The 6,773-nt window shown below is 71.9% G+C and carries 5 protein-coding genes; 4 read left to right on the top strand and 1 reads right to left on the bottom strand.

Annotated elements, in window-relative coordinates:
• Positions 1 to 98: 98 nt before the first annotated feature.
• Genes JXZ78_RS25630 through JXZ78_RS25640 form a run of 3 tightly spaced genes read left to right on the top strand, consistent with a single transcriptional unit; the run spans position 99 to position 3,651 of the window.
• Positions 99 to 1,082, top strand: coding sequence for a carbohydrate ABC transporter permease (locus tag JXZ78_RS25630; RefSeq protein ID WP_030022137.1), 984 nt, complete (start codon positions 99 to 101; stop codon positions 1,080 to 1,082).
• Entirely contained in the window at positions 1,079 to 1,909 is an 831-nt protein-coding gene (locus JXZ78_RS25635) for a carbohydrate ABC transporter permease (protein WP_030022138.1), read from the top strand. The genes JXZ78_RS25630 and JXZ78_RS25635 overlap by 4 nt, the downstream gene beginning before the upstream one ends.
• 8 nt (positions 1,910 to 1,917) lie before the next feature.
• The gene (locus tag JXZ78_RS25640) at positions 1,918 to 3,651 is read left to right on the top strand and encodes a glycoside hydrolase family 3 protein (protein WP_238783365.1); all 1,734 of its coding nucleotides are present in this window, start codon (positions 1,918 to 1,920) and stop codon (positions 3,649 to 3,651) included.
• A gap of 348 nt (positions 3,652 to 3,999) precedes the next feature.
• Here the strand turns inward: JXZ78_RS25640 and nagB are convergent, their stop codons facing one another.
• Positions 4,000 to 4,782 carry a glucosamine-6-phosphate deaminase gene (nagB, locus tag JXZ78_RS25645; RefSeq protein ID WP_030018060.1) on the bottom strand — a complete coding sequence of 261 codons (783 nt, stop codon included), beginning with the start codon at positions 4,780 to 4,782 and terminating at the stop codon, positions 4,000 to 4,002.
• A gap of 521 nt (positions 4,783 to 5,303) precedes the next feature.
• Between nagB and JXZ78_RS25650 the strand changes: the two genes are divergently transcribed.
• Positions 5,304 to 6,413: an SIS domain-containing protein gene (locus tag JXZ78_RS25650; protein WP_238783366.1), complete on the top strand. Its 1,110-nt coding sequence runs from the start codon at positions 5,304 to 5,306 to the stop codon at positions 6,411 to 6,413.
• Positions 6,414 to 6,773 lie beyond the last annotated feature (360 nt).

A 6,773-nucleotide genomic window follows, 5' to 3' on the forward strand; every position in this document is an offset into this window, starting at 1 on the left:
GGCCGCCACACCGTACGGGTTCCGTACGGGAGCCGGCCGTCCCGGTCCCCGTACGGGACCGACCAGCGTGAGCACGACCAGGTGATGGGGAGCGGGACATGTCAGTGCAGATCGAGGACGCGGTGCGAGACTCCGCGCCGCGGATCGGCAAGGGCGGCGCCCCGCCGTCCCGGCGCGGCCGGAAGACCGGCCGGGCCGCCAGAAGCGCCCCCTACCTGCTGCTGATCCCCGCCCTGGCCGCCACCGCGGTCTTCCTGGGCTGGCCCATGGTGCGGAACCTGATCATCTCGTTCCAGAACCTGAACATGAAGCAGCTGATCCAGCACCTCACCGAGTGGCGCGGCTTCGACAACTACGCGGAGATCCTCGGAGGCGAGCAGTTCTGGCGGGTCACGCTCCGCACCGTCGTCTTCACCGCCGTCAACGTCACCCTGATCATGGTGCTGGGCGTCCTGATCGGCCTCCTGCTGGCCAAGCTCGGCAAGAAGATGCGCCTGACGCTGTCCGTCGCGCTCGTCCTGACCTGGGCGATGCCCGCCATCGCCGCCACCACCGTCTTCCAGTGGCTGTTCGACGCCCGCTACGGCGTCGTCAACTGGGTCCTGGACGCGCTGGGCTGGCACTCCATGGCCCGCTTCGACTGGGTCGGCAGCCAGCTGTCCACGTTCTTCGTCATCACCGTACTGATCGTCTGGCAGTCGCTGCCGTTCGTGGCGCTGAACCTCTACGCCGCGACCACGACCATCCCCAAGGAGCTGTACGAGGCGGCCCGGATGGACGGCGCCGGCACCTGGAAGGTCTTCACCAGCGTCACCTTCCCCTTCCTCAAGCCGTTCTTCCTGGCGACCACGTTCCTTGAGGTCATCTGGGTCTTCAAGGCGTTCCCGCAGATCTTCGCGATCAACGAGGGCGGCCCGGACCGGCTCACCGAGACCCTGCCGATCTACGCCTTCACCGAAGGCGTCGGCAACCTCCACTTCGGCATGGGCGCGGCCATCTCGCTGCTGACCATCGTCGTCCTGCTCGCCATGACCGCGTACTACCTGCGACTGACCCTGAAGCAAGAGGAGGACGAGCTGTGAACCGCTCACTGCTCGGCCGCATCTGGCCCAACGCGACGGCGATCGTGCTCGCCCTCGGATTCGTCTTCCCCGTGTACTGGATGTTCACCACGGCCTTCAAGCCGAACAGTGACATCATCACCGAGGACCCGGTGTGGTTCCCGTTCCACGGCACCTTCGAGCACTTCACGACCGCCGTGAACGCGCCGAACTTCTGGACCCTGGTGGGCAACTCCGTCACCGTCACCGTGCTGGCGGTCGGCCTCTCGCTGCTGATCGCCCTGTGCGGCTCCTTCGCCATCGCCCGGATGCGCTTCAAGGGCCGCAAGGGCATCATCCTGACCTTCATGGTCGCCCAGATGGCGCCCTGGGAGGTCCTGGTCATCTCGGTCTACATGATCGTGCGCGACGCCGACATGCTGAACAGCCTGGTGCCGCTGACCTTCTTCTACATGCTCATGGTGCTGCCCTTCACCCTCCTGACGCTGCGCGGCTACGTCGCCGCCGTGCCCAAGGAGCTGGAGGAGTCCGCGATGGTCGACGGCTGCACCCGCCGGCAGGCCTTTGTGAAGATCATCTTTCCGCTGCTCGCCCCCGGCCTGATGGCCACCTCGCTGTTCGGCTTCATCACCGCCTGGAACGAATTCCCGCTGGTGCTGGTTCTCAACAAGGAACCGGACAAGGGGACGCTGCCGCTGTGGCTCTCGCAGTTCCAGAGCCAGTTCGGCGACGACTGGGGCGCCACGATGGCCGCCGCCTCCATCTTCGCCGTACCGATCCTGGTCCTGTTCCTGTTCCTGCAACGCAAGGCGGTCAGCGGACTGACCGCCGGCGCAGTGAAGGGATGACGCGCGCCATGACGACACTCCTGCACCCGGCCGACACCCTCACCCGCGACGCGCTCACCGTCCTCCAGCCCGGCTTCACCGGCACCTCGGCGCCCGACTGGCTGCTGCGCCGGCTCGGCGAGGGCCTCGCCTCGGTGGGGCTGTTCGGACGCAACGTCGCCTCACCCGAACAGCTCGCCGCGCTCACCGCCCAGCTGCGGGCCGAGCGCGACGACATCCTCGTCGCCATCGACGAGGAGGGCGGCGACGTCACCCGCCTCGAAGTACGCGGCGGCTCCTCCTTCCCCGGCAACCTCGCCCTGGGCGCGGTCGACGACACGCGGCTCACCCACGACGTGGCCCGCGAACTCGGCCGCCGCCTCGCCGAGTGCGGCGTCAACCTGAACTGGGCGCCGTCCGCCGACGTCAACTCCAACCCGTCCAACCCGGTCATCGGCGTCCGCTCCTTCGGCGCCGACCCCCGGCTGGTCGCCCGGCACACCGCCGCGTACGTCGAAGGACTCCAGTCCGCCGGCGTCGCCGCCTGCGCCAAGCACTTCCCCGGCCACGGTGACACCGCCGTCGACTCCCACCACGACGTACCGCACATCGCCGCCGAACTGCGCACCCTCCAGGAACGCGAACTGGTGCCCTTCCGGGCCGCCATCGCCGCCGGCACCAAGGCCGTCATGAGCGCGCACATCCTGCTCCCGGCCCTGGACACCACGCTGCCCGCCACCCTGAGCCGCAACGTCCTCACCGGCCTGCTGCGCGCCCCCGCCTCCGAGGGCGGCCTCGGCTTCGACGGCCTGATCGTCACCGACGGCATGGAAATGCAGGCCATCTCCGCGACGTACGGCATCGAGCGGGGCAGCGTCCTGGCCATCGCCGCCGGCGCGGACGCCATCTGCGTCGGCGGGGGACTGGCCGACGAAACCACCGTGCTGCGGCTGCGGGACGCCTTGGTGAGGGCGGTACGCGACGGAGAGCTGTCGGAGAAGCGGCTCGCCGACGCGGCAGCACGGGTCCGCGCCCTGGCGCGGTGGACCCGGAGTGCGGGCGCGACACAGGGGGCCCTCCCTGGGGAGCGAGGGGTCGCGCCCGCACCCGAGGCCGGCCTCGTCGCGGCCCGCCGCGCCCTGCGCATCACCCGTAACGGCCCGTACGAGCCGCTCACCGCGCCCGCTTATGTCGCGGCGTTCACCCCCGTCGCCAACATCGCTGTCGGTGACGAGACGCCCTGGGGGGTCGCTGCTGAGCTGAGCCGGCTGGTGCCGGGTACCGAGACTGGTACGTATGGGAGCGGCGGGGGAGCGGCCGGTGGTGGGGCCGGGGGCGGTGGCGGGGGCGGTGGCGGGGCTGCTGGGGACGGTGGCGGGGCTGCCGGGGACGGTGGCGCGGCCGGGAGTCCCGGCGCGTCCGAGCGTCCTGGCGGGGTTGGGAGCTCTGGCACGGTTGGGAGTGGCGGCGCGGCCGGGCGTCCTGGCGCGTCCGGGCGTGGCGGTGCGTCCGGGCTGTCCGCGCAGGTCGCGGAGGTGTTGCGGGCGGCGGGGGAGCGGCGGATCGTCGCCGTCGTACGCGACGTCCACCGGCACGCCTGGATGGCGGCCGCCCTGGACGCCCTGCTCGACGCCCGCCCGGACACGGTGGTCGTCGAGATGGGACTGCCGCAGGCACCGCCGCGCGGTGCCCTGCACATCGCCACCCATGGCGCGGCCCGCGTCTGCGGCCGCGCCGCCGCGGAGGTCATCGCGGGGGTCTGAACCCCCGCCGGGCCGCGGAAGGGGAGCCGCGGCCCGGCGGGAACTCAGGCGGTGCCAGTGCGCGGAGGCCACGGGTGGCGCTCGGAGGTCACTGGTGGCGCACGGACGTAATGGTGGCGCGTGGACGTGGTTCGGCGCGCTGACGTAGTGCTGGCGCGCTGACGTACGTACGGCGCGGTGGCGTACGACTGGCGTAAGACGTGTCGCGGCCGGGGCGCCCTTGGTGGGTGCCCCGGCCGCGACGTGCCGTGCGGGGTGCGGCGGCGGTCCGTGTCCCGCCTTCCGCGACCTTCTCCCGCGATGCGTCTTCCGCGCTCCGTGAGCCGTCTTCCGTGAGCCGTCTTCCGCCTACAGTCCCTGCCACTCCGGCTTGGCGGCGTACGTGGCGCGGAAGTAGTCGGCCAGCTTGAGCTTGGACGCGGCGGCTTCGGTGACCACGACCGTGGCGTGCGGGTGCAGCTGGAGCGCGGAGGCCGGCACCAGCGCCGAGACCGGGCCCTCGACGGACTGCGCGACGGCGTCCGCCTTGTTCTCGCCGGTGGCCAGCAGCACCAGGTGGCGGGCTTCCAGGATGGTGCCGATGCCCTGGGTGATGACGTGGTGCGGCACCTCGTCCAGGCTGTCGAAGAACCGGGCGTTGTCCTCCCGGGTCTGCTGCGTCAGCGTCTTGATACGGGTACGGGACGCGAGCGAGGAGCACGGCTCGTTGAAGCCGATGTGCCCGTCGGTGCCGATGCCCAGCAACTGGAGGTCCACGCCGCCGGCCTCGCTCAGCGCACGGTCGTACGCCTCGCAGGCCGCCTGCACGTCCTCCGCGGTGCCGTCGGGCCCCATGAAGGAGTCCTCGCCGAGCCCCAGCGGCTCCACGACCTCGCGCAGCACCACGGAGCGGTACGACTCGGGGTGCCCGGCCGGCAGCCCGACGTACTCGTCGAGCTGGCAGATGCGAGCACGCGAGACGTCCACACCACCGTTGCGGACCGTGCCGGCCAGCGCTTCGTAGACGGGCAGCGGAGTCGATCCAGTGGCCACACCCAACAGCGCCTCGGGCTTGCGGCGCACCAGGGCGGCGATGGCCTCCGCGATCAGCTCGCCGCCTGCCTTGGCGTCCGGGACGATGACAACTTCCACGCTTTGCCTGCCGATCTGGAGAATGGACTCGTGTGGTATAGACCAATCTACCAGAGCCCGCCCCTCCGCCCCCGGAGACATCAGGCGACCCGCAACTGAACAGCGAGTCAACGGAGGGGGCGGAGGGAGGCGGTATTGGGCCCGGAGGGAGGCGGTACCGGGCCCGGACGGAGGTGGCGGCGGGCGCGGCCACGGGGAGCGGTGGGCACGGCCGGAGCGGCACGGCGGGCGCGGTGGCGGGAACCGGGGCACGCGTGGTCGACTGACGTCGGACGCCGCGGATTCCGCGCCCGACTCGGCCGCTCCGTCCGCTCCGTCCGCCACGGCCATGGCGACTGATACGGCCATCGCGGCCAGTACGGGTGCGGCGGCCACTTCACGGTTACGCGATACGTGACAGATGCGCGACCGACGCGCACAAGCGTTCTTCCGAGCGCCGCGGCAACGGTTCGCGAACGGTACGCCGGTACGCGAACGCTTCGCGGGTACGCGGGCACGGCAGACCACGGGAGGCGGCCAGGATGTCCGGCACGGTGAACCGCACGCTGCACGACAACCCCGACGAACGGCCCGGCCGCCACATGGCCGCCGAAATGGCCGAACAACCCGACGTCCTGCGCCGCATCCTCGCCGAGGGCGCGTCACGCATCCGTACCGTCGCCGAGCAGGTCGCCGCCCGCCGGCCGCGGTTCGTCCTGTTCACCGCGCGCGGTACGTCGGACAACGCGGCCCTCTACGCCAAGTACCTGTTCGAAGTGCGACTCGGCATGCCCTGTGGCCTCACCTCCATGTCCACGACCACCGCCTACGGCGCGCGGCCCGATCTCAGGGACTGCCTGGTCGTCACGGTCAGTCAGTCCGGCGGTTCACCCGACCTCGTCACCTCCACCCGGGCCGCCCGCGAGGCCGGCGCCATCACCCTCGCGGTGACCAACAACGCCGGATCGGCGCTCGCCGGCGTCAGCGAGTTCCACGTCGACGTGCTGGCCGGCCCGGAACGCGCCCTGCCCGCCACGAAGACGTACACGGCCGAACTTCTCGCCCTCTACCTCTTCGTCGACGGCCTGCGCGACAGCTGGGGCCACCCGGGCCCGCACGCCGCGGGCGACCTGGCCGCGAAGGCGCTGCCGGACCTCGCCGAGTCCGTCCTCGCCCGCCACGCCGAGGTCAAGGCCCTCGCCGCCCGCTACCGCTTCGCGGAGCGCATGGTGCTCACCTCGCGCGGTTACGGCTACCCGACGGCCAAGGAAGCCGCCCTGAAGCTCATGGAGACCAGCTACATCCCGGCCCTCTCCTACTCCGGCGCGGACCTCCTGCACGGCCCGCTCGCCATGGTCGACAACATCTCCCCGGTGATCGCGATCGTCACCGACGGCAAGGGCGGCGAGGCGCTGCGGCCCGTACTGGAGCGCCTGCGCGACCGGGGCGCCGACCTGGTGGTCATCGGCAGCCGCGCCGAGGTCGACCGGGCCGCGGCGGGCTTCGCGCTGCCGACCGACGGCGTGGCCGAGGAACTCCAGCCGGTCCTCGAAATCCTCCCCCTCCAGATGCTCGCCTACGAGGTGACCCTCGCCCGAGGCCAGGACCCCGACGCCCCCCGCTCCCTGGCCAAGGTCACAGAAACCCACTGACCCACCCCGCCCTCTCCCCGTCCCCCGCCCTCTCCACCCCCGCCCTCTCCCCGCCCCCACCTTCTCCCCGCCCCATCCCTGCCGCCTTTCCTCCCTTCCCCTCAGCCCCACCCCCGCCCGCCTTATCCGCCCGTCCCGCCCCTGCCCGACTTCTTCCCTCCGCCCCGCTCCCCTTGCTCTCTCCTTCCCCCCCTGGGCCCCCGCCCCCCTCCGCCCCCTCCGCCCCCCGCCCTGTCCTCTTCCCCGCCCGACCCTGCCCCGCAGCCCCACTTCCTCCCCGCCCACCCGCCCCCCCGCCCCGCTCCGCCGCCCCGCTTTCTCTCCCCCCCCGGCCCCCGCCCCCCACCCCACCCCTCGGAC

Origin of the sequence: Streptomyces monomycini (assembly GCF_022271435.1) — a bacterium.
Classification (GTDB): Bacteria; Actinomycetota; Actinomycetes; order Streptomycetales; family Streptomycetaceae; genus Streptomyces; species Streptomyces monomycini.